General features: G+C 39.8%; 22 protein-coding genes. 14 read left to right on the forward strand and 8 right to left on the reverse strand.

Going from position 1 to position 25,382, the window contains the following annotated elements:
- Positions 1-179: 179 nt before the first annotated feature.
- The 14 genes from FK004_RS06000 to FK004_RS06065 all read left to right on the forward strand — a co-directional run bounded on the left by FK004_RS06000 (position 180) and on the right by FK004_RS06065 (position 12,547).
- Positions 180-1,889 (forward strand): tape measure protein, encoded by a 1,710-nt coding sequence (locus FK004_RS06000; protein WP_108736451.1) that lies wholly within the window; start codon positions 180-182, stop codon positions 1,887-1,889.
- A 1-nt stretch (position 1,890) separates the two neighbouring features.
- Complete coding sequence (locus FK004_RS06005) at positions 1,891-2,499, forward strand: DUF6046 domain-containing protein (RefSeq protein WP_108736452.1); 609 nt, start codon at positions 1,891-1,893, stop codon at positions 2,497-2,499.
- Between the two features lie 128 nt (positions 2,500-2,627).
- The gene (locus FK004_RS06010) at positions 2,628-3,491 is read left to right on the forward strand and encodes a hypothetical protein (RefSeq protein WP_170108546.1); all 864 of its coding nucleotides are present in this window, start codon (positions 2,628-2,630) and stop codon (positions 3,489-3,491) included.
- Between the two features lie 2 nt (positions 3,492-3,493).
- The gene (locus FK004_RS06015) at positions 3,494-3,985 is read left to right on the forward strand and encodes a hypothetical protein (RefSeq protein ID WP_108736454.1); all 492 of its coding nucleotides are present in this window, start codon (positions 3,494-3,496) and stop codon (positions 3,983-3,985) included.
- Entirely contained in the window at positions 3,982-4,200 is a 219-nt protein-coding gene (locus FK004_RS06020) for a hypothetical protein (RefSeq protein ID WP_108736455.1), read from the forward strand. The genes FK004_RS06015 and FK004_RS06020 overlap by 4 nt, the downstream gene beginning before the upstream one ends.
- Before the next feature lies 1 nt (position 4,201).
- On the forward strand, positions 4,202-4,495 hold the full coding sequence (locus tag FK004_RS06025) for a hypothetical protein (RefSeq protein ID WP_108736456.1): 294 nt from the start codon (positions 4,202-4,204) through the stop codon (positions 4,493-4,495).
- 2 nt (positions 4,496-4,497) lie between these two features.
- Positions 4,498-4,794 carry a hypothetical protein gene (locus FK004_RS06030; protein ID WP_108736457.1) on the forward strand — a complete coding sequence of 99 codons (297 nt, stop codon included), beginning with the start codon at positions 4,498-4,500 and terminating at the stop codon, positions 4,792-4,794.
- Position 4,795: 1 nt separating this feature from the next.
- The gene (locus FK004_RS06035; protein ID WP_108736458.1) at positions 4,796-5,641 is read left to right on the forward strand and encodes a nucleotidyltransferase; all 846 of its coding nucleotides are present in this window, start codon (positions 4,796-4,798) and stop codon (positions 5,639-5,641) included.
- Positions 5,631-6,116 carry a hypothetical protein gene (locus FK004_RS06040; RefSeq protein WP_108736459.1) on the forward strand — a complete coding sequence of 162 codons (486 nt, stop codon included), beginning with the start codon at positions 5,631-5,633 and terminating at the stop codon, positions 6,114-6,116. Before FK004_RS06035 ends, FK004_RS06040 begins: the two co-directional genes overlap by 11 nt.
- On the forward strand, positions 6,109-6,957 hold the full coding sequence (locus tag FK004_RS06045; RefSeq protein WP_108736460.1) for a hypothetical protein: 849 nt from the start codon (positions 6,109-6,111) through the stop codon (positions 6,955-6,957). Before FK004_RS06040 ends, FK004_RS06045 begins: the two co-directional genes overlap by 8 nt.
- 1 nt (position 6,958) lies before the next feature.
- Positions 6,959-8,770, forward strand: a complete 1,812-nt coding sequence (locus FK004_RS06050) for a phage tail fiber repeat family protein (protein WP_108736461.1) — start codon at positions 6,959-6,961, stop codon at positions 8,768-8,770.
- Between the two features lie 576 nt (positions 8,771-9,346).
- Positions 9,347-9,982 (forward strand): dethiobiotin synthase, encoded by a 636-nt coding sequence (gene bioD, locus FK004_RS06055; RefSeq protein WP_108736462.1) that lies wholly within the window; start codon positions 9,347-9,349, stop codon positions 9,980-9,982.
- Between the two features lie 89 nt (positions 9,983-10,071).
- Positions 10,072-11,346 (forward strand): adenosylmethionine--8-amino-7-oxononanoate transaminase, encoded by a 1,275-nt coding sequence (gene bioA, locus FK004_RS06060; RefSeq protein ID WP_108736463.1) that lies wholly within the window; start codon positions 10,072-10,074, stop codon positions 11,344-11,346.
- Positions 11,347-11,386: 40 nt separating this feature from the next.
- Positions 11,387-12,547: a beta-ketoacyl synthase N-terminal-like domain-containing protein gene (locus FK004_RS06065; RefSeq protein ID WP_108736464.1), complete on the forward strand. Its 1,161-nt coding sequence runs from the start codon at positions 11,387-11,389 to the stop codon at positions 12,545-12,547.
- 122 nt (positions 12,548-12,669) lie between these two features.
- On the opposite strand, the gene FK004_RS06070 is transcribed toward FK004_RS06065, so the two are convergent.
- The 8 genes from FK004_RS06070 to bioB form a co-directional block, all read right to left on the reverse strand.
- Positions 12,670-13,527, reverse strand: a complete 858-nt coding sequence (locus FK004_RS06070) for an IS3 family transposase (protein WP_262497642.1) — start codon at positions 13,525-13,527, stop codon at positions 12,670-12,672.
- A 14-nt stretch (positions 13,528-13,541) separates the two neighbouring features.
- On the reverse strand, positions 13,542-13,970 hold the full coding sequence (locus FK004_RS19400; RefSeq protein ID WP_227871586.1) for a hypothetical protein: 429 nt from the start codon (positions 13,968-13,970) through the stop codon (positions 13,542-13,544).
- A 49-nt stretch (positions 13,971-14,019) separates the two neighbouring features.
- Positions 14,020-18,084, reverse strand: coding sequence for a T9SS sorting signal type C domain-containing protein (locus tag FK004_RS06075; protein ID WP_108736465.1), 4,065 nt, complete (start codon positions 18,082-18,084; stop codon positions 14,020-14,022).
- 337 nt (positions 18,085-18,421) lie between these two features.
- Complete coding sequence (locus FK004_RS06080) at positions 18,422-18,901, reverse strand: regulatory protein RecX (protein WP_108736466.1); 480 nt, start codon at positions 18,899-18,901, stop codon at positions 18,422-18,424.
- Between the two features lie 87 nt (positions 18,902-18,988).
- Entirely contained in the window at positions 18,989-19,861 is an 873-nt protein-coding gene (locus FK004_RS06085) for a cupin-like domain-containing protein (protein ID WP_108736467.1), read from the reverse strand.
- A 179-nt stretch (positions 19,862-20,040) separates the two neighbouring features.
- Positions 20,041-22,347, reverse strand: a complete 2,307-nt coding sequence (locus FK004_RS06090) for a T9SS type A sorting domain-containing protein (protein WP_108736468.1) — start codon at positions 22,345-22,347, stop codon at positions 20,041-20,043.
- Between the two features lie 107 nt (positions 22,348-22,454).
- Positions 22,455-24,119, reverse strand: a complete 1,665-nt coding sequence (locus FK004_RS06095) for a tetratricopeptide repeat protein (RefSeq protein WP_108736469.1) — start codon at positions 24,117-24,119, stop codon at positions 22,455-22,457.
- Positions 24,120-24,255: 136 nt separating this feature from the next.
- The gene (gene bioB / locus FK004_RS06100; protein WP_108736470.1) at positions 24,256-25,341 is read right to left on the reverse strand and encodes a biotin synthase BioB; all 1,086 of its coding nucleotides are present in this window, start codon (positions 25,339-25,341) and stop codon (positions 24,256-24,258) included.
- Positions 25,342-25,382: the final 41 nt, after the last annotated feature.

Genomic DNA, 25,382 nt, shown 5'->3' on the forward strand with positions numbered 1-25,382 from the left:
TAACAAAGGCCAAAAAGACTGTGAAGACCGCACCGCTGGTATTGATTTCCTTATTGTGTTCGGCTCTATGAGGTTCGGCGCAAATGCCCTAAAAGAATGGGGTGATAATTTATTTTTCTACCGTACCGGTATTGCCCTGAAATTATGGGAAATGCAAGGTTCCCAACAATAACCTACACATGAGTAATATAGTTGAATTTGTCGTAAAAATGCGTGATATGATGTCTGGCCAAATTGGCCGGCTCAATTCCACGACCGGTCGCGCCTTTACCAACATGAGCCGACAGGCGCAAAACGTTACCCGTAGAAACCAGGTATTAGGCCAAAGTTTTTCCCAGTTACAGCGCAACATCCAACAGGTAAATAATACGATCAGTACCTCGACCATACCAAGTCAGATAGCATCCGCCAGGCGTGAATTAGCAGCTTTAGAACGTCAGGCCTCACGGCATTCAGGCAATACTTCTCGTGGCGGTGGCGGAAGTTCCGGCGGTGGCGGTGGTATGTCTACCGGTTCAATGGCTATCGGTTCATGGATTGGCGGATTGGCCTTGCAAATCGGTAACGCAATTGCTGGAGTAATATCCAGTAGTTTGGGTACCATCATTTCCAAGACCATGAAAAAGGAGCAGGATATCGTCGGCTTAAGTACCTTTTTGGGAAAGGATGGGGCAGATAAGGCCTATAAGAATATCCGTAAAGATGCCGACGTAACGCCATTTGATACCGATTCCCTGGTAATGGTAAACCGTTCGCTGATATCGGCGGGGCTATCGGCAGAGGCTGCCCGTCAAGATACATTACACCTTGTAAACGCCATTTCGGCCGTGGGGGGTGGTAACGATGTTCTTAGCCGTATGGCGGCCAATATGCAGCAAATTAAAACGGTGGGTAAAGCTACGGCGATGGATATCCGCCAGTTTGGTATCGCCGGTATTAATATCTATGCGATGTTAGCGAAGTCAACCGGGAAGTCAATCGACCAGGTTAAGGAAATGGAAGTTTCTTACGATGATCTTTCTAAAACCCTCGCTATGGCAGCCGATAAAGGCGGTATTTATGCTGGAGCAATGGAGGCGATGAGCCGCACCAAATTTGGCCGCTGGTCTACTATCCAGGATAAAATAAGCAATACGGCTTCCGATATTGGCGATGCCTTTTCCGTGGTTTTTGATCGAATTTTGGATATGGGTGTCCAGTTTTCAGAAAGCATTCCTGCCATGTTAGCCCGCGCCCAGCCTTATATTGATATGATTTCTACGGGTGTCGGTCGTGTGATTGACTATGTTACGGATATTGTTAACGGTACAAGCGGATGGAATGATTATATAATAGTTATAGTCCAGGCCTTTAAAGACGTTTACAGGTATTCTGTAATTATCGGCGAAAAGATATATCGTTTTGTTAGTTCGTTTTTGGATTTCGTACAGAAATCGGAAATATTAAAAGACGTGTTTCGCCTTATTGGATGGATCATTGAAAAAGTAGTCCAGGTAATATCGTCCCTTATGGATACTATTTTATGGCTATGGGACAATATTGTTAAACCAATCCTGGAAGCCATAGACAAGGCCTACAAGTGGATAAAAGGGGTTGACGATGTGGAAGTAAAAGCGACTAAAAAATTAGTTGCCCCAAAGGCTGAAAAGAAAGAAGATACCCCGTTTGTGCCAATGGCAGCCACTGCGGCGGGTAACGATGCGTCGGGTAAAGCTGTCGCGGATTCGGTTGTCGGTGGTGGGCCAAAAGTGGTTAATATCCACGTTGGTAAATTCTTCGATAACCTCCAGTTCACGACGCTTAACTCAACCGAAACCGCCCAGGAGATTGAAAACTTAATTATGGAATGTATGGCGCGTGTGGTTTATAACGGTTCTAAAATGATTTAATATGCTTTTTGACGTAAAAGAATTATACAAACAGACTTTCGGAAGTTCTAATTTTCACGTTCCGGCAAAAGGGTCAGACAAAACAAAGTCTTCCACTATTTTGTTGGGCGGCATTCCCCAAAACCCCAACCCTGCCGGGACTATTCAATATAATAGTAAACAAATATCCCTAAATAAACAGGGGCTATATGGTCAGGAGATTTGGCACCCAATCGCCTTATGGCGGTCATCGGAAAAAGTCCTGGAGATTGACAATTGCACGATGCGGGTTAATGTGGTAAAAACGATTGTACGCACGGCGGTATCAGAGCGTAAAGGGACGGTAAAGGAACAGTTCAGTATTGACGATTATAAGTTTACGATTAAAGGCTTTTTAATCGGTAAAAATCGAAAGTTTCCTGAGGAAGATATTATTAAGCTAAAGGAGATATTCGAATCAAACGACCCGATCAGCTTACATGGTGGATATCCTGAATTGTTCCTGGATGATTCCTGCCGGATCGTTATTGATACCCTTGATTTTCCCGACGTCCAGGGTAAAGCGCATTGGATTCGTCCATTTTCGTTTACCTGTGAAAGTGACTTTATAACCGATTTAATTATTCAGTAATGCTATACATGACCTCAGATATAACAATTGGAACCTACGCCCAGGTAAAACCGGCGAAGGTATCCTGGAAATTGGATATTAACAGTTATACGGATGTATGCACTATTGAACTGCCGCGAATTACTTACATGAAAACGGCCAAAACCGCAACCGATGATTTAACCCAGCAAAATGATAAGCTGGAGTATGATATCCGAGAGGGTGACAAAGTAAGCGTTTTGCTGGGTTACGATCAGAATAACGTAAAGCGATTTGAAGGGTATGTTAAGCGGGTTAATATGTCCATTCCCGTAAAGGTGGAGTGCGAAGGTTATAACTGGTTACTGTACGATAAAATGTTTAATAAAAGCTATAAAAGTGTAACCGTTAAGCAAATACTTACTGAGTTATGCCAGGACACAGATATCGTTCTTTCGCCTGAAATACCTGAAATACCGTTACGTAATGTTTTCTTTAAAAATTCGACCGGTGTCCAGGTGTTGGAGTTTTTGAAAAAGGAATGCCGCCTGGCGGTTTATTTTAATTTCAATGTGTTGTACGTCGGTACTCTGTACGGCCAACAGCAGGAAGTTGTTAAGTTCCGTTTAGGCTGGAACACCGTTAAGGAAGATAATTTTAAACTGCGAAATGTGGATAAAAACGTCCGCATTGTGATCCGTGAAAAAGACCCTAACGGTCACGTTCATAAAACGCAGGCCGACGTACGAAAGTATAGCGATGAAAAGGTAGTTAAGGTAAAAGCGGGCATTCGTGGCGACTTATTAAAAGATATCGTTAACCGTCTGCAAACAACCGCTAATTACAACGGCTATGAGGGTGATATCACGGTGTTTTTAGAACCCGCCGTAACCAAAGGTATGATCGCAGAAATTGACGGGTATAAGTACCCGGAGAAAAGCGGCCGTTTTTTCGTGGAATCCGTGGACGGTGAATTTAGTAAAAGTGGCGGCCGGCAAACCATTGGCCTGGGCTTTTTATCCCCAAAAAAATAAGTATGGCAACAGTAGACCAAATCCGAACACAGCTTGAATTTATGGCAAAAGCCGGCGCGCCGCCGGTAACCAACATCGCCCAGGTTAATAGTGTCGACGAGGCGGCCGGAACTTGCGATTTAAGAGACGAGGACGGTCAGTTAATATTCGATGTTAGATTACGCCCTGTATTGTCCGGAAATAAAAGTTTTATCCAAATCCCCGCCATAGACAGTTATGTCCTGGCCGTGCGGATCGAAGACGATGAGGACTGGATGATAATCGCCTGCGACCAGGTGGAAAAAATAGCATGGTACACCGGTACGACCATTTTTGAGCTAACCGAAAAAGTACATATCGAAAGTGGCGGCGAAAGCCTGGCTACATTGATGGATGATTTATTTCAGGCTATTTCGAATATGGTCTTTACCACCAATACGGGGCCGACTATTAACCTGGTTAATGCTCTGGAGTTTGAAGCCCTTAAAACACGATTTAAAACCCTATTAAAATGAGTTTAAATAAAGCAGGATTAATCGCCGCACTTGTGCAGGTTTTTACCCAGGAGCAAACGGAAGAATCCAACGCAAACCAGTCAGTACAGCGCATCGCTACAGGAATCGCCAACGCGGTTGATTCCTTTGTTAAATCAGGCCAGGTAAACGTTACCGTCACTACAACAGGAACCGCGGAAGCCCATACAGGCACCGGAACCGGAACTATTATATAACATGCCAACAGATTTAAAACTAACCCAAGACCTGGATATCGAAATTATAAACGGCGATTTTATGATCGGTGAATCCTCTTACCAACATCAAAAAACATTGATCCTTAGTGATAAGGGCGAGTTCAAAGAATATCCGATGCGTGGAGTTGCAGCCCGCCGCTATTTAGAGGACGGTAAGCCGGACGATTTAGCCCGGGAGATACGCCAGGAATACGTGATCGATGGTATGCTGGTTAATACGCTTAAAATCGGGAATGGTGGTCAAATCGAGGTCGATGCCTTTTATACCCTATAAAAATGAAAACAGTAACAGTTTTAATGCAGCAGAGTTTTTTGGATTTATCCATCCAATACACCGGAACGGTGTATAATGCCTTTGAAATAGCCAGGGTAAACAACCGATCAATTACCGATCAAATGGCCGCAGGGGATGAGATTATTATCCCGGATGGGCTTACCCAATCGCCAAAAGCCCTTCAATATTTCGAAGCCAGGAAGATAGTACCGGCAACGGGACTAACAGGCCGGGAGGGCATTCCGGAACCTACCGGAATCGGATCGATGATAGTAGATACAAATTTTATAATCACATAGCATGGCACGACCAGTAAACGAAATACAACAGGAAATTGTAACCTCGATTGCGGCAAACGAACACCTACAAAGTTTGAACTCTTCCAGTAATATGGCTGTTTTTAAGATCATTGCTTTTATTGTCGCGTATGCAATTTGGTTACTCGAAATGCTTTTCGATGTTCATGTAAATGAAATAACCGATTTGCTGACTACCCAAAAGGCCGGGACGCTATCCTGGTACCGAACGATGGCTTTACGTTTTCAATTTGGTTTTTCCCTGGTATCGGATCACGATTATTTTGATAATGGCACCGCTACTGATGACGAAATAGAAGCCTCTAAAATAGTGAAGTATTCGGCCGTAAATGAATCGACGACCGCCTCCAGGGTAATTATTAAAATAGCTGGAGAATCGGGCGGAGTTCTTACGCCGATCACTCCAGGCCAAAAAGAATCATTCGAGACTTATATAAATGAAATACGTTTTGCCGGTGTGGCTATTACCGTAATCAACTACCGCCCTGACTTACTTTTTTTAAATATTAAGATACAGCGTAACGCGTTATTGTTGGATGAAAACGGCATGAATATATTACAGCAGTTTCCGGTAAATGAGGCGATCGAAAAATATTTAAAGGAATTGCCTTTTAATGGTGAATTAAAACTGTCTGCCCTGCTGGATCGCATCCAGGTTGCGGAAGGCGTCCTGGACGTAACAATAATGAGCGCGTCCAGTGCTTCTATCGATCCCAGTTCTTCAGCTGGTGACTATGGCGAGCCGCAGCCGATCGTTATACGGGCAATCCCGGAAAGCGGGTATTATGTGATGGATTCTTTTAATAACATTAGCTATTATGTGGTATAATATCAATATCAACGACCTGGTAATACTCCAACTGCCAACGTTCTTTCGAAAGCCGATAATGTTAGCGTATATACAGCAACTGGTAAAGCCAATAGATAGCCTATTGTACCGTTGGCAATTGTTTCGGGAGGACAACCTTTACAAGCTGGAGCATACCGGGCAAATATGCTACTTACGAAAGGCTTTGAATGATCGCTTTGATATTGTACAACGGCGTATTTATATCGGTGATGGCAATCGCTACGAAATAACCTATATATACCCGGAGGCCGAATACGGAGTGACCATATTGCAGCCCGAATCAGAGCCAGGTACTATTTATTTGAGGACTGAGGCCGAAACGGCAGACACCGGCCTGGATTTCATTGTTTATGTACCCCAGGAAATTTATAACACCCAAATTTATGCGCTTCACGCGCTCATTCAATTTTACAAAGCAGGCGGGAAACGCTATAATATATTTATCAATGAATAGATCAGATTTTAATCAGACAGGCGGCTACCCATTAAAAACGGAACGTCTCCAGGAGGTGCAAACGGCCTTTGAGGTATTTAATGCTCTCGGCAATATTGCCGGCAATTTGGTTATTATTTCCGGATGTGAGATAACCGGTAATAGTATCGCTTCCGGTACCGTATTTATTAACAATGAAGTTTTGGAGTTTCGTACTGGTTATTTTGTACCAGATAGTACGGTGGTCATTTTTGAGGAGCCAGTCATTAAAGAGTTTGAGAACGGCGAACTTAAACCGGTACACATGATCCGGTACGCAGCAATAGGTACCGCCGATGTATCGTATCTGTGGACGGGCTTTAAACGGTTATTGCCTACAAAGGAAATTCCCCTGGATTTAAATGCAAGATTGGCGAGTCTTGAGAAGTTAACAGCAGTTTTTAAAACAGGAAATGCCCCGGTATTGTGGCAACGGCCTGCAAATGAAATACCGCCCGGTTGGGTGGAAGATATGACATGGCGGGGGCGTTTCCCTGCGGGTTTTAATCCCGACCAAACGGAATTTAACCAGGTCGGTAAAATGGCCGGTGCGACAACTAAACAGCTTACAGTCGCAGAACTGCCACCGCATAAGCACTATATGTTCACACCTGAAATGATTAACCCATACAATGAAGTTAATGCAACTAACCAGGTCGCGAAAAACGGTTATGACGGCGGAAGTGGAGGAAATGAAAATTACGTACTCCGCGGTAGCAATCAGGCCGCAGCACACGGTAATACAAGCGCAACCGGCTCCAATGTCGCATTTTCAATTTTAAACCCATACAGGGTAGTAATCTTCATAAAATTCGTAGGATAATATGGCAACTCCAATCAGTACAATATTACAATGGTTCACAACAGGAAAGAAACCCTCACAGGCTCAATTTTGGGCTTCCTGGCAGTCGTTTTGGCATAAAGACGAACAAATACCCCAGTCAAGTGTAAACGGGTTACCAGGGGCTTTAATAGGGAAAGCTGACAAAATACAGCTTGATGGTCATATCGCCGACGCTAATGCGCACGGCATAGCTGACAAATTAGCCACTAAAAGCGACGTGGGGCATACTCACATGATCCCCGAAGTTTTAGGCTTGCAGCAGACCTTAAACGAGCATGCCGACGCAATTGCGGTTAATGATGGGTTGACACTTATAGCGAATCAGGCAGCCCAGGAAATTGAATTGCGCAATAGTGCCGGGGACATACTTGCGACTTTGAATGTTTCATTTTTGAATAACGAGGGCACCGAGTTCCGATTTAACCAAACCACGAATAATTTAGAGTTGTGGAACGATCAGGGTGAAATGCTTTCTGCCGTTCCGGTCGGTTCATTTGTTACAAATGTGGCAAAATCTATCAATTTCAAATCAGGTCAGGCCAATGTCCTGGAGTTAAAAGATACTGCTGGTAATGTCCTTTCATTCGTGAATTTTAATATCGTAAATATTTCCGGGCTACAATCTGCTTTGGATTCAAAAATATCTGTAGTTGCTTATAACGGATTCGTTAGCCAAACGAATGATGCTTTAGAATCCATTAATGGCAATGTCACTTCGCTTATTGCGCAGGATATTATCAATGTTAAGACGCAAGGAAATCAAGTTGTGCAGGGTATAAAAGATTTTGTCGGGGGCGTAACTGTGCCAGTAGCCACAACCGCTGGCCAAGCTGTGAGGTTTTCGCAATTGCAAACCGTCGAATCCGCAAAAGCAAATATAAACGGCTCTAACGTTTCCCCCCTATCGTTTTGGAATATTGTTTCGCAGCATTCAAACGGATTGGGTGGTTATGCCTACTCAGATCAATTCGTGCCAAATAGTGATATATCTTCGATAATGATACGCTCTGGCAATCAGTCCACCTGGAAGCAGGCCGGTTCTGATACGATTAGGGACTGGCTAAATATTTCATCGGTTGCCAGTAATAACGTTGTTTATAAATCCCTAAATCAAGATATCGGGGGGCAGAAAACATTTTTAGAAGCACTGACGGTAATCGGAATTGTGAAATGTAGTTCCGAAGTCGTAAGCGAATCCAATCGTACGGGGTCAATCGTATTTAAAAAGAACTCTAATTCCGTTGATGCCCGGGAATGGGTTGTTATCCCGAATTATAGTTCAACCGGAACACTGGATACAATAGTTAGGTTTGATCAAAGTAGTGATAATTTTGTGGCTCTAACAATTGGTCGCGATGGTCATTATAATTTTAAACTGCCTGTATCTTTACCCGATGGTTTATTGCCAGATCAAGCTATAAATTTACGGCAATTAAAGTCATTGGTTCAGACAACAGATTGGGTAAATATACCTTTTACGCCGCCAGCAGATACGGGTATAACAATTAACGTTTGTCGTATGCGTCTAAAAGATGGCCTTGTTTTGATTAATTTAGAAGCTGTTAAAATTGGCGGCACGTCCACTGGTGGAATATCCATCCCAATGAATGCTATAATTGACCCGGAAAAGATTTTTTATCAGATACTTAATAATCATGCGCAGATCGTTGATAAAGGCATATACGAGGTTATTTTACAATCTGATAATCTTACTTTGAATTTTTTAGCTAATCAAAACGGCAGCGTTAAAATGACTTGTGCTTTACCGATAGCGAAGTCAGTATATAATTAAAATGCGCCGGCCAACATATTGTTGGTCGGCGCATTTGCGTTATAATGCTTTTTTCTTTCTCAGGTTGATGTATAAAAAATAACCGATACTGATGCAGTATATAACAGTAAAAAATATCATAAAATAGGTTTCTACACTTGATAATATGGCGTATATAAATACTGTGCTAGATAATAAGAAAGAAATAATTCTTTTCATGTGGTGTAAGTTTAAATTAGTAGTACACAAATTTATGTGCTACTTTTGTTCTAACCTTACGGTTTTGCGTAATTAAAACGCGTTTAAACATTATTTGAAAATAAGACTATTTGGCCAAAACGTGTACAATTCGTTTTTTATTTTTGTACAATTCGTTTTTGCGATTATACATATACTTAATGGATTAGATTGGGGTTCAGTCACAAAGCGATAAATGGGTAGGAACAGGATTGTTTCTATTGAATTTACTAATTTGCTTCCGGTATTAAATTTAAAATTATAATTTGGAAACCCATTGCATTTTTAGGAATAATTATAACTGATGCCCGTCTTTTCAGTAACTTTGCAGCATAAAATTTAGTAGCAATTTCTGATAATATGAAGCGTTTGCAACCCCTAAAAATATTTGTAACCGGAATTGGTACCGACGTTGGAAAAACAATTGCGTCCTCCATTATTACCGAGGCACTGGAAGCTGACTACTGGAAGCCCATCCAGGCGGGAGATCTGGAAAGTTCCGATAGCCATAAGATCAAGTCCTATATTTCAAATCCACTAACCCACATTTTTCCCAATAGCTATGCTTTACAAACACCTGCGAGCCCCCATTTGGCTGCTGAGCTGGATGGTATTCGTATCGATTTGTCTGCAATAGTGGAGCCTGTTACTGAACGTGCGCTTGTAATCGAAGGTGCAGGTGGGATTTTTGTCCCTATTAATGAATCGGAGACTATTGTTGACCTGATTCAGAAGGATTATAAAGTCATTATCGTTTCCAGGCATTATTTAGGAAGCATAAATCATACACTACTGACTGTAGAGGCCTTACAAAATAGGGGGATTACCATCGCAGGATTTGTATTTAACGGAGGAGTAAATGAAGCGACAGAACGTATTATCATGGATAAAACAGGTGTTCCGATGATTGGAAGGATTGAGCAGGAACCTTATTTTGATAAGAACGTAATCCTTGACTATGCGGATCAGTTTCGGGAAGCATTATTGTCTTTGTGATTTTGTAAGCCCTATAATAAAATTTATAATCAATACCTATACAGTAGGAAAGCACTATGCGATTCATCCTGCTTTAAAATAATGAATTAATGACACTTCAGGAAAAAGATAGTTTATACAACTGGCATCCCTACACCCAACACAAAACAGCTCAGAAACCAATTGTGATTACCAAAGGCGAAGGCGTATTGCTTTGGGATGAGAATGGGAAAGAATATATTGATGCAATTGCCTCTTGGTGGGTAAATCCATTCGGGCACAGTAACCGATTTGTAGCGGATGCAATCTACAAGCAACTGACGACGCTGGAACATGTTTTATTCGGTGGTTTTACCCACGAACCGGCTATTTTATTGGCTGAAAAACTCCTGTCGCTTTTACCGGGGAACCAGAAAAAGATTTTCTTTTCGGATAACGGCTCTACTTCAGTAGAAGTAGCAATTAAGTCAGCATTGCAGTTTTTTTACAATAAAGGAGAAAAGCGAACAAAAATTATTGCGTTTGAAAATGCTTTTCACGGTGATACATTCGCTGCTATGGCGGCCAGTGGGATTTCATTTTATACGCAGGCATTTCAGGGAATGTTTATCGATGTATTACGGATTCCAGTACCCACAAACGGTTGTGAGGAAGAAAGTATTGAAACCCTAAAAAGACATATTGAAGAGTATGATGTTGCTGCTTTTATTTTTGAACCTTTAGTACAAGGCGCTGCAGGGATGGTAATGTATGAGCCACAGGCTTTGGATAAGTTGATAACGATTTGTAAAGAACATCAGGTATTAACTATTGCCGATGAAGTAATGACTGGTTTTGGCAAGACCGGAAAAACATTTGCCTGCGATTACTTAACGACAGAGCCGGATATGTTCTGTTTGTCAAAAGCGCTCACTGCAGGAACGATACCTATGGCTGTAACGAGTTTTACGCAGGAACTTTTTGATGGTTTTTACGATGACGATATCAATAAAGCACTGTTTCACGGTCATACTTTTACGGCCAATCCTACGGGATGCGCGGCAGCATTAGCGAGTCTTGAGTTATTATTTCGGGAAGAGATACAGCATAATATCGCACAGATTAATAAGTCACACCGGAATTTTGCCACCCGAATAATCAACCATCCGAGAGTGGCTACGGTACGGGTTTTAGGCGTAATCTTTGCATTAGAAGTAAAAATCGAAACGGAAGAAAGTTATTATGGAACCCTTAGGAATAAGCTCTATGATTTTTTTATTGAAAATGGTGTAATAATGCGGCCCGTTGGAAATATAATTTATATCCTCCCTCCTTATGTGATGGAGGAGGAGCAGCTTGAAAAGATATATGAAGTAATAACTGCTGCATTGGAATCGGTTATCTAATTTAGCATTACTCTTTAGATAGTGTAAAAACAATATAATTTTGAACGAGACTATTTCAATTACCGCTATAGGGTCAGTTTCCCCTTTAGGCTACCAGCCGGATACGATATGGGGATTGTACCAGCAAAATGGGCATCTCTTTACGGAGCGGGATTTTGGAGCACAAAAAGCATTAAATGCAGTGCTGTCCGATGAAGCAATGCAATTAGTGCAGGACCTCCGTAATTCAGATCCGAAATATAAGTCTCTTGATAATACGGTGCTGTATGCGATGGCTGCTTCGAGGCTGGCCGTTGCAAAAGCTGGCTGGGGGAAGGAAGATTCTTTTGGGATTAATATTGGGTCATCCAGAGGTGCGACTCAACTTTTTGAAGAGCACCACCGTGATTTTATTGAAAACGGTAAAGCCCATACCTTAAGTTCGCCAACGACTACTTTAGGAAATATTTCATCCTGGGTTGCCCATGACCTGCAAAGCGAAGGGCCGGAAATTTCACATTCTATAACCTGTTCCACCGCTTTGCATGCCGTATTGAACGGAGTGGCATGGCTTCGTGCTGGCATGGCCAATAAATTCCTGGTTGGGGGTAGTGAGGCACCGCTGACGCCTTTTACAATAGCACAAATGCAGGCGCTGAAAATCTACGGACAGCCGGGAACCGATTATCCTTGCAGGGCACTGGATTTGGATAAAAAAAGAAATTCGATGCTATTGGGTGAAGGTGCTGGTGTGGCTTGTCTTGAAATAGGCAAATCGGCCAACGCACTTGCTTACATAAGCGGTATTGGATATGCCACGGAAATACTACAACATAACATCTCCATTTCTGCAGAAGCGGATTGTTTTCAGAAATCCATGCAAATGGCACTCTTGGGCACCGATCCCGAAACAATAGATTGTATCGTAATGCATGCCCCGGGAACGATTAAAGGAGACTTGTCGGAATACAAAGCGATAACAAAGGTATTTGGTGACAAACAACCATTACTGACCAGCAATAAATGGAAAATCGGGCATACATTTGGAGCTTCGGGGATTTTAAGTATTGAAATGGCGCTTTTTATGATGGCACACCAGGAATTTATAGGGATTCCTTTTATTGATATGGGACAAAAAAGCAAAAAAGAAATACAAAAAGTGTTAGTTAATGCGGTAGGCTTCGGTGGCAATGCAGTGAGTATTGTATTGGAGATGACATAAATTAAACAATCTTATCACTTAAATAAAAAAGCCCCTGAGTCATTAGATTCAGGGGCTTATTATTATGTATTGTCTAGTCCTAGAATAGCAATACAGGATTAATAATAATAAAAGTACATTTTTTAGACAGAAGTAGCTTCATGGTTACTTCTGTTTTTTGTTTTATAGGTTTTCATTTCTATTTCTTTTTGCTGATGCATTTGCATCGGAGTAAGCATATGATTAGAGCAATGCGGTCTTACTAGATTATAAATCTGTATAGATTCCTTAACTACTAACTTAATAATATTAAGTTGCTGATCATTATACCTATCTACTAAAAACTCCTGTTTTAATATTCCATTTACCCTTTCAGCGACCGCATTTTGATATGGATCATAAGACTCAGTCATGCTACAGCGCAGGTTTTTAGTCTTGCGTATCACTTTTTGATATTCATCAGAACAATATTGTATACCTCTATCTGAGTGATGGATTAACGACAAACAACTATTTTTCCTGCTCTTAAGAGCCATTTGTAAAGCTTTAAGACTATTTTCGGCATTTAAATTAGTAGCTACATTAAATCCCATGATCCGTTTTGAATATGCATCTGTTACTAAGCTTAAATAGCAGGGCTTACTTCTTTTTCCGATGTATGTAATATCGGATACCCAAACCTGTTCAGGACGTATTATTTTTAAGTTTTCAATTAAATTCTTGTGTTTTTTAAAACGATGATATGAGTTAGTCGTAATATGATAGCTCCGTTTTGGAGATATTAGCAGATGGTTTACTTTGAGGATATTAAAAAACATATCTCTTCCAATCTTCAATGCTCTAAGCTCCTGGTTTAATAAATAATACAACTTTCTCGTACCGATACGAGGCATTTTCATCCTAATCTTTCTTACCATAAGAATGACTTGTTCAGACTTTGATTGCTTTAAGATTTTTCTTTTAATGCTACGATAATAGACCTGCCTGTCTATCCCGAACAAACTACAGGTAAAACCTAAGGTTTGTTTTTGTTCTTCTTTAAATAGGACAATTGTTCGGGTGATGAGTTTTTTCGGATATCGATATTATATTCTTTCTCTGCAATATCAATAAGCATATCAAAAATAATAGCTTTCTTATCCGTAAAATTAACTTGTTGCTCCAGATGAGCTTTCTGTTTTTCAAGAAGCGTAACTTTAGCTTCGAGTTCCATGATTTGCTGTTCAGGTGTTTTAGCCATTTGAGATGGGGTTTGGGTTTCCCAATCAAAGTTACCAAATTTTCTAAGCCAACTAACAACTGTTGAACGTGCTTGCACACCATATTTTTTACAAGCTCCATGTGTAGATAACTCTCCTCGTTCAATCTCATGGACGATTTGCAATTTGAGAGACATACTGTAATCTCGCTGGGTTCGCTTTACATAATTTTTCTCTTTAGACATAATTGAGTTTTTTTTTGTATCGCTATTTCAGGACGGGACATATTTGAATTTAATTCATCATTATTTTTTTAGTAATACTCTGGTTAGTGTCCAAGGTAACTGTAACTAAAATCACTTGGTGTCCGGCATTGATCTCAGAAGTTACAAACTCACTGTTATTGATGTTATTTTTACTAAAAATCTGTTTTCCGGTCAAATCATATACGGTAACATTTTTCATGTTTAACGCTGGTGTTTTTACTGTAATTTGTTTTCCGGTTCTGTATATTTTTACTGCGTTGTCAGTAAGTACAGGAACCTCTACACCTAAAGTGCCATTCACATACTGTACTTCAAAACGATCATTGAAAGTACCTGCTTCAGATGTGAAGTCATAAGCTCCCGATTTTAAATCATGAGTAACATGATTCAATTTATCTACCAGATAGATATTCTGTTGTTGGAACAGCCCGTCGAATTGATCCATTGCGATACGGTAAGGTCCGGCAGCTGTAACTGTAATTCCCATAGGAACAACGTCGTTTTCTGTGAAAGGCAAAGCACGCCCCTGGATTACCAGCTTTTTATCACTAATCAAAGAATAAAGTTGTGCAGAACCTGAGGCATAAGTTACGGCATCGTATCCGTTTTCAAAACCATCCGTCGCATTTGTAATATATCCTACTAAAGCTTCATTATATGCTCCATCAGCATTGGAAATATTAAGCCAAAATCTGTTTTTTTCAATTGCAGTACTATCAGTAGCCTGATTTACAGAATCATTTGCGCTTCTGTAAAACTGAGCATTGTTTGATACGGCTCCCTGACGCATATCGTTGTTAAATACTATAGTAGCAGTTGGCTGTAATGCATTTACAAAAAATCCTTGTCCAGAAGCGATAATTCCTCTTGGGGTATTTTTGTTTCCATTGGTGTCGGCTGGTGCAGTAGCCGTTCCGCCAGTTTGATTGTAAGTAGCATAATCACTTCCGTTATAACCATAGGTTCCGTTTATTGTATTGGTCGGGGAACTATTGTGTGTCCAGAAATAGAATGAACCATCTATCTTACCTTGATTTGCAGCATATAACTTATCAATGTTAATTGCAGAAGGATAAGGATTCCCAATTAAGTTAGAAGCAGTTTGCCCTTTTGTGATGGTAATGGTTCTTTGTCCTGTGTTTGCTTTTCCTGTGAATTGTGCATTAACAACAGCAGCAATAGTAACATCAGAAGTTTGTGGTGCTCTTACAATATATCCTTTTCCTGTTTCCATATTTACATTTCCTCCGGTAAGAGTTACCCATTGGTTTGTTACCGGATTAAAGCTATAATATTTAGAACTTAAAGTTAGTGGTGATAATTGGTTTAGTTTCCAGTCTTCTGGAGCTACAGGTGAAGACCAGTATGTGAAATCGGTACGTCTTACAGGATTTGTATTTCTTTCCATAGTAAAAGAAGTTGCACTCCCTGTAAAAGTTCCATATTCTTTAATTTGAACCAATGAACCATTATTTTTTACCAAAATCTTACCATTGTCAATAACAGTTACATTTTCCATCACATTTACTACTGCATTTTCATTGATGGTTAATTTTTTCCCTGCACTTATTGTACAAGAACATACATTCAAAGTACCTGTAACAGTAAGGTCACTATCGATTCTTACAGAAGAGTTTTGGGTGTCTGAAGAACTCCAGCTTCCATTGTATACTACTGGGATATCCGTTAATGACATTTTTATTCTTGCATCACCGCCATTTTCTTTCAGGCGTACTTCCATTTTGGTAGTGGCGCCCAGGCTGTAAATTCCTAATGAAAGTGGCACAGCATAACCACCGCTGTAATTATCGGCAGACCATACCATAACACCATCGATATATACCTGAGCGGCATCGTCCCAATTTTCCATTTTTACGTCATAACGTCCACATGGAAAGCCCTGACGTTTGTGTACCAGTGTGAAATTATCTACTGATACAGGAGCACCCTGATATCCCGTTGCACTGGAAGGTGTTCCGGCTTTATTCCAACGATCTTCAGAATTGATTCCCAATGCTCCGTCTACGAAATAACCATTATAATTTGCTGTGGTCAGGTTAAAATTAGCAGTATCGTAAGCATATACATTCCATACATTATTTCCGAAAACTGTTGGGTCACCAGTCACCATACCATAAGAAAAACTTACCCGTGATGATCCTTCTCTTTCAAAATATTCCAAAACCAGATTCTTACTGCCATTTAAGGCAACAGAAACTGTGGTAGAGACATAAGAATGCTCACTCCAGTTGTTCACAATCCAGGTTTGACCACCATCAATACTTAAACGGTATCCGTCATCTCCACCCACGGTAATTTTATAAGTCCCTGCGGTGAAATTCTTATTCATTTTGTATCGAATAAAGAAATAATCAGATTGTGGGGTACAAAGTGTAGTAGCATCCAAAGGATCTGCTCCGGTATTACGATCAAAAAGTGTGGTTTCTGTGATATACCCAGTGTATGTTGAGGCACCAGCTACTGGAGCTGCATTGGCATTCGAGTAGTCAGAATATACATAACCTATCCAGGAGTCATTACCATAAGCAGTTTGGTTTCCGGCAGGTACACAAGGGGTGTATTCGTCTGCTCCCATACTTGGAATGTTTCTGGTGTCACCATCGATATCAGTTGGATATGTTGATTTTAGAGTAGTATCACCAATTAATGATGCATTCGTAGTATTTGGGTTTTTTAAATGGAAATCTGTTGCAGAAACAAATACTGGCGTAACATTTTTGGAGTTGGCATCTACAGAAGTTGCACTTTTCCAATCTGCCAATGTGGTACGATCATTTCCGTAATATCCTATGTATTGTGAAGACACATAGTCATTATAGTTGGCTGTACTGGAAGCAGCAGTGGTACCACAATAGATAGCAAAAATTCTTCTGGAATTAGTATTTACAGCCTGTGTGTTGGCGAAAATATTATTTCGGATATTGAATTGAGATCCGCCCATAATCATTAGGGCTGCTGAAGTAGTGTTTTGTGCTACATTCATTACCACAGTATTCTGGTAGATATTGATTCCTTTTCCGGAATTAATATAAATTCCCTGAGCTCCATTATCAGTATCCCACATGTTGTTTGTGGAAGTACTAATGTTAGAAATGATATTATTAAGAATAACAAGATTAGCAGTAACGTTGTTATCTGTATTGACCAATAATCCACGCACTGGACCACCAGAACCTGCCGTATTTGTAATGTTTTTAATTGTATTACGGGCAATGGTTCCGTTAAGTGATTTACCTTCAATAGAAATTCCAGAGATTGTAACTGCGTTATCGGTACGCGTCATCGTATTGATTAAGTTATTACTAACGTTGAAGCCCTGTCCGTTTGAGATTCGGATGCTTGCTACAGTAATTTCTTTCCCGGCTGAACCAAAAGTATTATTTGTAATCGTTAAGTTTTTGGCATAATTTGTATTCCCTGAAACATTTACCGCATAACGGATTCTGTAGAATTCATTATTTGTAATAGTGTTGTTATTGCTAGGTACACTTTCTTCTGTGCTAACATCAGTAGCATTACTGAAAATGATTCCATTTTTCACAGTCCTATTTGAGCCATTGGAATAACCACTAAATTTAATATTCTTAAAAATATTATTTTGAGAACCGTTAGAAGTACTACTGCCTACCCAAATAATACTTTCATTGTTATTGTCAGTATCGAGAGTACTTAGCAACGTTAAGTTTTTATCTGTTCCGTTTGTAGTATTACTACCATCAATGATTATATTGTCCGCATTATTTAATTTAATTAAAGCGGTATTTGTCCATACGGCACCACCGGAAATGTTGATCGTTCTGCCAGCATTCGGTTTGATCGTTAAAGTATTTGCAGTACTGGTTCCTGAAAATTGATTAATGGTGATTTGAGTATTCACCGTTACATCTTCATCCAATAGAAAAGTTACAGGTCCGGCAACACCGACACTATTTACGCGAGCAACAGCATTAGCCAAACTCTTAAAATTAGTATCTGTGTTAGATGCCTTAATAACATAACTACCATTTAATGCTTGAGAGAAACCTAAAAATGGTAAGGTTAATAATGCAAAAAAGAAGTATAGTTTTTTCATTGTATGGGGATTGTAAAAATTAATTTTAGCTTTTTGTATTTGTTTTACAGGCCAAAATTAGTTGTACAAAACCCTATTCAAAGATTATTAGAGCGCGTATTTTTGTGTTTTCGACGAAGTGCATTTTATATCCGACGAAGTGCAAAATTCACGAAAAGGGTTTCGTAAATCTGTATCTAAAGTGCAGTGAAATATGGAGGATTTGTCTGTTTTATAACAACAACCAAAGAAAATTTAACATTTGTTTTACAAACTGATTTGTAATGTAAATGCGGATATTGTTAAATAAAATAAGTAGGAATAGTTTTAAATAAAATAAATTGTAAAAAAGTAATGATTAATCCAGATCGGAGGTTTCCAATTCTTTTAATTTTTCATAAATCAAATTGCTCTCAAAACCTTTACGAAGTAAAAAGTCACAGAATTTTTTTCTTTTTTTCTGAATGTTTTTTTCGTGGATAAGATCCCACTGGTTTTCTGCGACATGATGAAAAGTATGGCTATACTCTTCAGGTGTAATTTCCTGAAGGGCCTTATCGATAATGTACTTTGAAATATCCCTGAATTTAAGTTCGTTGATAATCCTGATTTTGCCCCAATATTTTATCCGGTGTTTTCCCCGGGCAAAACTGCAGGCAAAACGCTCTTCATTCAGGAAATTATTTTCAATGAGATATACTATAATTTCATCAGCTTGATGTCCCGTTACTTTGAGGTCATAGAGCTTCCGAACCACTTCTTTATGGCAGCGTTCCTGGTAGGCGCAAAAATGTTCAGCTTTGCTTTTTATTTCAGCAATTAGAAAAGAATCACTCATATTGTTATCCCAAAATGGGTGCTATTGGTGCATTGTTCAAAAGTAGGATAAAAAACATGACATTGTATAATTCCTGCTTTGGGATATTTATAATGGAAGATTAAGTCTTTTATGGGTTCTTAAAATGGCCTGTTCATTCTTATAATCAATCCAGGCCTGTCCTTTTATTTTTCGCATCAGACTATCAAAATTCCGCATGATAGCAATATTGTACACGGCATTGGCCAAATTGCTTATTTTTCTCGGGAATGCTCTCAGGCTCATCGAAAATCCGGGTGTCAGGTATTTCATATAGTGCCAATATCCTTCGGGCATAAACAGCATTTCGCCATGTTCAAGATTTGCAATAAGGCCATGAGCTTGGCGTAATGCAGGCCATTTCTCAAAATCGGGATTATCGAAATCAATATCTTCCCGGGAAATCAAGGCATGCGGTACTTTATACAGAAATGGTGTCTGGTTGGGGGCAAAGAGAATGCATCTTTTTTTACCATTAAAATGAAAATGAAGTATATTGGAATAATCAATATCATAATGGATAAACACTTTTGAATTTTCACCGCCAAAAAATAGCATAGGCAATTGCTTCACCAGTCGCAATCCAATATCTGGCCATTTGAAATCATTTTGTAGTGACGGGACTTCTTTCATCAGGTTATAAAGAAAAATCCTGTAGGGTGTAGGTTTGGACTGTAAAAGATCGATGTAGTCGGCCATTTTCATTTTGGCGTGGGCTTCATTAAAACCATCTTTATGGGAGACCGGTCGGTCATCATACAGGGGAACTGTTTTTTCTCCAGCAATGGTTTTGATATAATTTAGCTTCCATTTGTCATACGCAGGCCAGTCTGTGGTTAACTGTTCTATGACGAGGGGCTTCTGTTTTTTTACGTAATTATTAAAAAAATCTTCTTTAGAAATAGTTTTTACACGTTCAATTTCGGTTAGGTGTATCGCCATAAAAAGGGAGGGGATTTGAAATAATAGATCTTCTTTTTCACACGGGTATACACAAAATTAATAAATTGTTAATTTTAATTTGCTAAATTTTATATAAAATAATAACGAAAAAGTGCTGTCTTTTGAAGGTTCAAAAGACAGCACTTTACTATAAAAGAGTATTTTAAAAAAGGGGTAATTTATTTTTTAATGAGTTTCTGTACAAATGTTTTGCCATTTTCTGCAGTTACTTTTACGAAATAAATTCCTTTGCTTAATCCTGAGATACTAAAATCTGCTGTTTTACTTTCCAGTACCTTTTGGCCGGTTACTGAAAATATAGTAACGCTTTCAAGTGCTCCCGTGCTATGGCTTACTGTTACATGTACATAATCTGAAGCTGGATTAGGATAAAGGCTAATGCTGTTATTGGGTAAAGTAGGGAAACCGGTTCCTAAAGTGATATCAGCAATAACAAATTTTAATACGCCCAAATCAGAAGTTGCGATATAGGCATTAAGGGTGTTGCCCGTAAAGGTATAATCAAATGCATTAGATTGGATATACTGTAATGTTGCATTCGAAATTGTAGCCCAGTTTTGACCATTATCGATGCTCAATCGTATTGTGGCGTCCGAAGATATAGAGCTGTGAGTTGTGGCTACAAGTACACCCGCTGTGGTTGGGGAATAAGTAAGCTGATTGACCGGTTCTCCATTCAATAATACAGCCCAGTTTTCTCCAGCATCTACGGTTTTATAGATGCCGATATTGGTGGCCAATGTAAATTCGTTTGCAGCAAAAGGATTGGCTGCTAAATTCAGGATTGTATTACCGGATAGATTGTCTAAACCTGAGATTTTTTCTACCCAGGTAGTTCCTCCATTGGTCGATTGGTAGAATTTGTCCCGTTGTGCGATGTACAGGATATTGGAATCTATGGCTGAAATTATGATTCCTGTAACAACACCATTCCCTAAGCCTTCGGAATACTCGCCTGGCGTGATAATCTCTGTAGCTACAGCATTGTCTGGATTTGAGATATCGATTTTGAACATTGTGCTGCTGTCCCCATTTCGTAAGGAGATGTAAGCGATCTGGCTGTTTGTAGGGTCGATTGTAATGGCTCGTACATCATCTGCAAAAGTATTCAGGATTTCTGTGCGGGTCACGCCATAGTCAGTGCTGACATAGAGTTTTGCTCCAAAAAAACCAAGGGAAGAAAATATAAAAACCCTACCGGCCATCGTTTTGTCGGCAATAAGGTAGTTTCTGCGTGGATTGTATTCTGTAGCCGGTTGGGTATTGTATCCAATATTGGTACCGGCAGTAAAATCCTTATGGAAATAACCGCCCTGGCTTCCGTAGTATAAGTGTTCCGTATTACCTACATTACTGACGGCAACACTAATCACATTATGGAAAGGAGCAGCTATCTGGTTAAGTGTCTGGCCACCATCATTGGAAATCTGCGGAAAATAATCCGTTGTAATAATTACCTGATTGGCATCAAACGGGTTAAAAGAAGCTGCTGTACCATAAGAATACACAGTGCTATTTTGATCATAAACGCTATTGTTCCATGTTACCCCGCCATCATTGCTCGTGACAATTTCATTTTCTTCTAAAATAAGGATATGATTTGGACTGCCCGGATTGTAAACAATTTTCACGATATTATTTAAGGTTTGCTCCGTCCAGGTGATCGGTACACTGTTCCATGTAAGCCCCCCATCGGTTGATTTGTATAGATTTTCTGCATGCTCACCAAAACCAATACTGGAGCCAATAAGAATTTCATCTGCATTTGTAGGGTGAAAAGCGATAGGTTCCAAAGTTACGCCTGGTATGCGCTCAGTCCAGGAGGTACCTGCATTGGTAGAAATCCATACGCCACCAATAATGCCACTATTGCCATTGCCCCTTGCCATAACTAATTTGGAAGGATTGTTTGGGCTTATAGCCACATTTTGTATAAATACATTATCATTATTTACAGTATAATAGACTTCATTCCAGTCGGCACCAGAATTACTAGTATAGAATACTTTAGAAAAATTAGCAAATCCTATTCTAAAAGAAGTAATTACCAATAGTGTCGTCCCATCGGCATTGTAAACGCTGTAATTTCCCATGATACTTGGTGAGGCACCATCGACATTATTGTCTGGCGTAGCATAAAAATGCGTTAGTGAAACCGTTGCTAAATCCAGGATGTGAATTCCTTCATTGGTAGTAAATGATAAAGCAGTATTCCCCGGAACTAATTTCATGTTATTGATGGATTCAGTTTCAGGATAGGAATATAGTAAATCCCAGTTGGCACCATTGTTTAGGGAAACCAAAATATGGTTATTATTGGTTCTGGCATACATTTTATTACGAACTGTGGCATCATAAGTGATGTCAAATAATTTTGCATAGTTTGGGGAAGCCTCATAACTGATTTGAGCCTGTACCGAAAAACAGGCAAAAAACAATAATAGCATTAAAGTAATTTTTTTCATTGTAGTATAATTTTTGTTCTATAAATTTTCAATAAACGAGCGTTCATATCCTAAAATAATACCGGACAAAGTGTGACATAGGTTGTGACAAAGCGTGATTCGTCCGCTCATAGCGTTGAGAGATAGTCGTATAGTGGGATATTTTCTGAAAGCCCTATTTTAGCAGAAATGCGTTCCTTTCTTTTGCGACAGGCTTCGGGGGTAATATTGAGCATTGAGGCTATTTCCTTTGTACTTAAGCTCATGTAGATATAAGAGATGAAACGGATATCGTTGGCAGTCAACCCAGGATGTTTGTGCTTTAGGGTGATTAAAAATCCCTGATTCACTTCTTCAAAATGTGTGATGAAACTATCCCACTCAGTATCCGTTTTTAAATGGCTTTTTAAAGTTGAGATGTGATTGGACAGGGAAATGTGTTTTGGCAATTCCGGGATTTTGGATAGGGCCTGGAGGATTTCCTCAATCAGCTGATTGCGACCCGAGAGGTAAAGGGCTTTGGCGGATAGCTTCCGGTTTTTTAATTCAATTTCATTTTTTAGTTTTTCCTGTTCCAATAAGGTAGCAGTCTCTCTTTCTTTAAACTGCTCTTCAAGTAACAGGTTGTCACTCTTTTCTTTTTCCAATTCCAATACCAGGATTTTTTCATTCCGCTCTGCAATCAGCTTTCGCTGTTTGTGTTTGATCGTAATGTTTCGATAGGTCCAGAGTACAAAGAAGACAACAATACTGATAATCGCGATGATGGAATAGAATATTTTACGTTCGTTGGATAATTTAGATTCATTAAGCGCGATTTCATTTTTGTAATTCTGGATTTCAAATTTTACACGGCTATTTTCAAAAAGTTTTCCATTTTTGATTTCATTCAGCCGTTGTTCATTGGCAATTACAGAATCTTTATAACGCAGGGCTGCAGGGTACTCTTTCTGTTGGGTATAGCTATCGGACAGCAATTCAAAAAGTGCTTTTTTGGTTTCAAGATTGGGTTGGGTTTCCTTTATTTTAAACGCATAGCGCAATGCTTCTTCAGCATTATTCTCCTCCAAATAGCTTTTAGAAATAATAAATAGAAGTGAAATACCAATGTCATTATAGTTGAGGTCTTTGGTGGTCTTATATAATTGTAGAGCAGTATTTCTTGCTTTTCCAGGCTGGTGCTGGAGCAAGTCATTTTCGGCAATTGCAATTTGAGCCAAAATATACATTTCCGGCTGGGTTTTTAAGTTCGGAAGGGCCTCATTAAAATAGATTCGGGCCTGGCGGAGTTCGCCGGTTTCATTGGCTACATTGCCCAGGTTCATGGCATAAAGCCCCACTTTGAGCAAATCTTTATTTTGTTTGGCAATCTGATAAGCCTTTTTGAAGTACTCATAGGCCTTTTCATAATTCTTTTCCTTTGAGTATAATATCGCGATGTTATTAAGAACGATCATTTCATAAGCAGGTTCGAGCTTTTTAACTGCTATGGTATAGCTTTCGAGGTAATAATTCAGTGCTTCCCCATAATCGAGCATTGTGTAATAATTGGCACCAATATTATTTGTTGCGAGAAACTGTTGCTTGTACCAGCGATTTTTGGCAGCCATGTTTTTGGCTTCGGTCAGCAATTCCAATGACTTCACGTGGTCTTTTTTCCACATGGCCTTAATGCCGGACTGAATCAGCGAATCACAATAGTGTATGGGTTGTGCATGTATGGTATGGGTAAATAGAAGGCAGGTCAGGAGTATAAAATAGTAGTACGGGAACAAATTGAATTTCTGGAACATCCTGGGGTATTGATTTGTATTCAAAGATAAGAATAACTATTTCGCAAAAGGTTGCGTTGGAAAAGCGATAAAAAATAAAAAAGCTTTTCCTCCGAAGAAGAAAAGCTTTTCATTTGAATATTTTGAAGGCTAAAAATTATACTTTTTTACCGGAAGCTTCCAGGTTTCTTTCAATCGTATGTCCAGGGCGGGTCCATCTTGGTTTCTCACCAAGGGATTGATATTCAGAATCTACTGCTTCTACGGTTTTTGGCTGAGACGATTTTTTGAAAGGTTTTTGTGGATTTAGGCCTAACATTTCAAACATTTTCATGTCATCATTCACATCCGGATTCGGAGTAGTTAATAGTTTATCTCCGGCAAAGATAGAATTTGCTCCGGCAAAGAAACACATGGCCTGTCCTTCACGGCTCATATTGGTCCTTCCAGCGGAAAGGCGTACCTGTGTTTCCGGCATTACAATTCGGGTAGTGGCAACCATACGGATCATATCCCAGATTTCTACAGGTTTTTCCTCTTCCATAGGTGTTCCTTCTACGGCAACTAAAGCATTAATAGGAACAGATTCCGGCTGTGGATTCAAAGAGGCCAGTGCTACCAGCATTCCTGCACGGTCTTCGATGCTTTCGCCCATCCCGATGATTCCACCGCTACATACGGTGACATTAGTTTTTCGTACGTTTTCGATAGTTTGCAAACGGTCTTCAAAACCTCGGGTTGAAATGACTTCTTTATAGTATTCTTCCGAAGTGTCCAGATTATGATTGTAAGCATAGAGCCCGGCTTCTGCAAGGCGATGCGCCTGGTTTTCTGTAATCATTCCCAAGGTACAGCATACTTCCATATCCAATTTGTTAATGGTACGAACCATCTCCAATACCTGGTCAAATTCAGGGCCATCTTTTACGTTACGCCATGCTGCTCCCATACATACGCGGGAAGAGCCGCTGGATTTAGCACGTAATGCCTGTGCTTTTACCTGTTGTACCGACATCAGGTCGTTTCCTTCAACGCCTGTATGGTAACGGGCTGCTTGTGGGCAATAGCCGCAATCTTCAGGACATCCTCCGGTTTTAATCGATAATAAAGTAGAAACCTGAACCACATTTGGGTCATGTTCTTCCCTGTGGATTGACGCTGCTTCAAACAGCAAATCCATCATCGGTTTATTATATATCGCTATGATTTCTTCTTTAGTCCAATCGTGTTTTGTGATACTCATATCAGTAGTAGTTATAGATGCTCCAAAAGTAGGAATTTCAA

The organism is Flavobacterium kingsejongi, assembly GCF_003076475.1.
GTDB classification, from domain to species: Bacteria; Bacteroidota; Bacteroidia; order Flavobacteriales; family Flavobacteriaceae; genus Flavobacterium; species Flavobacterium kingsejongi.

Coding starts and splice junctions, on each gene's coding strand:
- FK004_RS06000 (WP_108736451.1), top strand. CDS start 180: ATGAGTAATATAGTTGAATTTGTCGTAAAAATGCGTGATATGATGTCT.
- FK004_RS06005 (WP_108736452.1), top strand. CDS start 1,891: ATGCTTTTTGACGTAAAAGAATTATACAAACAGACTTTCGGAAGTTCT.
- FK004_RS06010 (WP_170108546.1), top strand. CDS start 2,628: ATGAAAACGGCCAAAACCGCAACCGATGATTTAACCCAGCAAAATGAT.
- FK004_RS06015 (WP_108736454.1), top strand. CDS start 3,494: ATGGCAACAGTAGACCAAATCCGAACACAGCTTGAATTTATGGCAAAA.
- FK004_RS06020 (WP_108736455.1), top strand. CDS start 3,982: ATGAGTTTAAATAAAGCAGGATTAATCGCCGCACTTGTGCAGGTTTTT.
- FK004_RS06025 (WP_108736456.1), top strand. CDS start 4,202: ATGCCAACAGATTTAAAACTAACCCAAGACCTGGATATCGAAATTATA.
- FK004_RS06030 (WP_108736457.1), top strand. CDS start 4,498: ATGAAAACAGTAACAGTTTTAATGCAGCAGAGTTTTTTGGATTTATCC.
- FK004_RS06035 (WP_108736458.1), top strand. CDS start 4,796: ATGGCACGACCAGTAAACGAAATACAACAGGAAATTGTAACCTCGATT.
- FK004_RS06040 (WP_108736459.1), top strand. CDS start 5,631: ATGTGGTATAATATCAATATCAACGACCTGGTAATACTCCAACTGCCA.
- FK004_RS06045 (WP_108736460.1), top strand. CDS start 6,109: ATGAATAGATCAGATTTTAATCAGACAGGCGGCTACCCATTAAAAACG.
- FK004_RS06050 (WP_108736461.1), top strand. CDS start 6,959: ATGGCAACTCCAATCAGTACAATATTACAATGGTTCACAACAGGAAAG.
- bioD (WP_108736462.1), top strand. CDS start 9,347: ATGAAGCGTTTGCAACCCCTAAAAATATTTGTAACCGGAATTGGTACC.
- bioA (WP_108736463.1), top strand. CDS start 10,072: ATGACACTTCAGGAAAAAGATAGTTTATACAACTGGCATCCCTACACC.
- FK004_RS19400 (WP_227871586.1), bottom strand. CDS start 13,970: ATGTCTAAAGAGAAAAATTATGTAAAGCGAACCCAGCGAGATTACAGT.
- FK004_RS06075 (WP_108736465.1), bottom strand. CDS start 18,084: ATGAAAAAACTATACTTCTTTTTTGCATTATTAACCTTACCATTTTTA.
- FK004_RS06080 (WP_108736466.1), bottom strand. CDS start 18,901: ATGAGTGATTCTTTTCTAATTGCTGAAATAAAAAGCAAAGCTGAACAT.
- FK004_RS06085 (WP_108736467.1), bottom strand. CDS start 19,861: ATGGCGATACACCTAACCGAAATTGAACGTGTAAAAACTATTTCTAAA.
- FK004_RS06090 (WP_108736468.1), bottom strand. CDS start 22,347: ATGAAAAAAATTACTTTAATGCTATTATTGTTTTTTGCCTGTTTTTCG.
- FK004_RS06095 (WP_108736469.1), bottom strand. CDS start 24,119: ATGTTCCAGAAATTCAATTTGTTCCCGTACTACTATTTTATACTCCTG.
- bioB (WP_108736470.1), bottom strand. CDS start 25,341: ATGAGTATCACAAAACACGATTGGACTAAAGAAGAAATCATAGCGATA.